The following is a 2,642-nucleotide window of genomic DNA, read 5'->3' as shown; positions in this document are numbered from 1 at the left end:
GGCTCCCACCGCGCCCCTAGGGGGTTGGGGTGGGCGGGGTGTGAGCGTGCAGCCCTGGGGGTTTGGGGTGGGCGCGGTGGGAGCCTGTGCCGGGGCGTCGTCGCGGCAGGTGTGTTCGCCGTAGGGCGGGCGAAGTCGGTTCAGACCGTGGCGAGTTCGACCTCGCGCAGCAGCTCCGCCGCGAAGGCCGACTCGTGGCGCTTGCCGGTCGGGGACAGGGCGACGTAGGCGGAGGCCAGGAAGAGGACGAGCCGAGCACGACCGCGAGCGGGAAGATGAACTCCGTGGCGGGGGCGCCGGACAGGGCCGCGCCGCTGGGCGCGAGGGCGACGCTCACGGCGTACATCCCGGTGTAGTGCATGCTGCTGACCGCGAGCCCCATGACGAGGGCGGCGAGGGTGGCCAGGACCGGGGTTGGCTGATCATGCCAGCCGCGCCTGCGAGACATACGCCACAAAAGGGGCCTCGGGGTCGATTGCCGAACATTGAATCCACGTGGTTTGGATGACACCGAACACGTGTATTTTTGCAGGTCAGGCGGGTGTTCCGTGGGCCCCGCGTGAAGATCGGTCGATCACGGTCGCCCCCGCCGCCGGGCCCGTCGCCGTACGGACCGTCCGGCAGGTTCCGGAGGCCGTCAGCGCCTCCGCCACCTTCGCCGCCGCACCGGGGTCGCGGACGAGGAACGCCGTCGTCGGGCCCGAGCCGGAGACGAGCGCGGCGAGGGCGCCGGCGGTGCGGCCCGCGGCGAGGGTGTCGGCGAGTTCCGGGAAGAGCGAAAGGGCGGCGGGCTGAAGGTCGTTGGAGACGGCGGCGGCGAGCGCGTCCGGGTCGCCCTTCGCGAGCGCGTCGAGGAGTGGCCGGGAGGCGACCGGCTCGGGGATGTCGGTGCCCTCGCCCAAGCGGTCGAACTCCCGGAAGACAGCGGGGGTGGACAGCCCGCGCTCCGCCATCGCGAACACCCAGTGGAAGGTGCCGCCGGTCTCCAGGACGGTCAGCCTCTCGCCGCGCCCGATGCCGAGCGCCGCCCCGCCCACCAGACCGAACGGCACATCGCTGCCCAACTCCGCGCAGATGTCGAGCAGTTCGGCCCGCGAGGCTCCGGTACCCCACAGCGCGTCGCACGCCACCAGCGCGCCCGCACCGTCCGCACTGCCGCCCGCCATGCCGCCGGCAACGGGGATGTCCTTGGCGATGTGGATGTGCACGGCGGGGCTACGGCCGTACCGCTCCGCGAGTGCTACGGCCGCCCGCGCCGCCAAGTTCGTACGGTCCAGGGGGACTTGGGCCGCGTCCGGGCCCGCGCAGGTGACCCGGAGTTCGTCGGCGGGGGTCACGGTGACCTCGTCGTGGAGGCCGACCGCGAGAAAGACGTTGGCCAGGTCGTGGAAACCGTCGGGGCGGGCTGCCCCCACCGCGAGCTGGACGTTGACCTTCGCGGGGACGCGGACGGTGACACTCACTTGCCGGGCTCCTTGTGCTGGGGGGTGGCCTTGGTGAAAACCGGGGCGGGGACGGTCACTTGCCGGGCTCGTTGTGGTGGACGGCGGCTTGAGCGGGGGGCCGGATGGCGACGCTCACTTGCCGAGCTCCTCGTGGTGGACGGTGACCTTGACAGGGGCCGAGGCGGTGTCGGTCACTTGCCGGGCTCCTCGTGTTGGGCGTTCTCGGCTCGGGCGGCCCGCGCAGCGGCCGTCTTCGGTGCGGGCGCGTGCTGCCCGGTGTGCGCGGTGCGGTCGGCAGCTGCCTCCCCTTCGGCGCCTAGATTGTTCCCGGCACCGGCCTCGGCCCCGGCGCCCGCCTTGTTCTCCGCGATGCGCGTGAACTCCTCCACGGTGAGCGACTCGCCGCGCGCCTGCGGGGACACCCCGGCGGCCACCAGTGCCGCCTCCGCCGCCGCCGCCGACCCCGCCCAGCCCGCGAGCGCCGCCCGCAGGGTCTTGCGGCGTTGCGCGAAGGCCGCGTCGACCACGGCGAAGACCTCGCGACGGGTCGCTGTTGTCTTCAGCGGCTCGGACCTGCGGGTCAGTGCCACCAGGCCGCTGTCCACGTTCGGGGCCGGCCAGAAGACCGTGCGGCCGATGGAGCCTGCCCGCTTGACCTCGGCGTACCAGTTCGCCTTCACGGACGGGACGCCGTACACCTTCGAACCGGGCGGCGCGGCCAGGCGGTCGGCGACCTCCGCCTGGACCATCACCAGGGTGCGTTCGATGGTCGGGAAGTGTTCCAGCATGTGGAGGAGGACCGGTACGGCCACGTTGTACGGCAGGTTGGCTACCAGCGCGGTCGGGGCGAGGCCCGGCAGCTCGGTCACCTGCATGGCGTCCGAGTGCACCAGCGCGAAACGGTCCGCCCGGTCCGGCATCCTCGCGGCGACCGTCGCCGGGAGTGCGCTCGCGAGGGTGTCGTCGATCTCCACGGCGGTGACCCGGTCGGCCACTTCGAGCAGCGCGAGTGTGAGTGAGCCCAGGCCGGGGCCGACCTCCACCACCACGTCGTCGGGGCGGACGTCTGCGGTGCGGACGATGCGGCGGACCGTGTTCGCGTCGATCACGAAGTTCTGGCCGCGTTGTTTTGTGGGGCGGACGTTCAGGGCGGCGGCCAGTTCGCGGATTTCGGCGGGGCCTAGGAGGGCGTCGGGG

Annotated in this window: 2 protein-coding genes and 1 pseudogene; all 3 read right to left on the bottom strand. The window is 72.8% G+C overall.

The window, feature by feature from the left end; all coding sequences use genetic code 11:
* Positions 1-140: 140 nt before the first annotated feature.
* Positions 141-412, bottom strand: a pseudogene (locus AC31A1_RS49785) (MHYT domain-containing protein); the annotation flags it as partial.
* 121 nt (positions 413-533) lie between these two features.
* Positions 534-1,463, bottom strand: a complete 930-nt coding sequence (locus AC31A1_RS49780) for a 4-(cytidine 5'-diphospho)-2-C-methyl-D-erythritol kinase (RefSeq protein ID WP_489659659.1) — start codon at positions 1,461-1,463, stop codon at positions 534-536.
* A gap of 173 nt (positions 1,464-1,636) precedes the next feature.
* The coding region (gene rsmA / locus AC31A1_RS49775) for a 16S rRNA (adenine(1518)-N(6)/adenine(1519)-N(6))-dimethyltransferase RsmA (RefSeq protein ID WP_489659658.1) at positions 1,637-2,642 on the bottom strand (1,006 nt) is incomplete at its 5' end.

It is taken from the genome of Streptomyces sp. P5F9 (assembly GCF_057961495.1).
The sequence above is the reverse complement of the archived record's forward strand: the minus strand, read 5'-3'. Positions and strand labels throughout refer to the sequence as shown.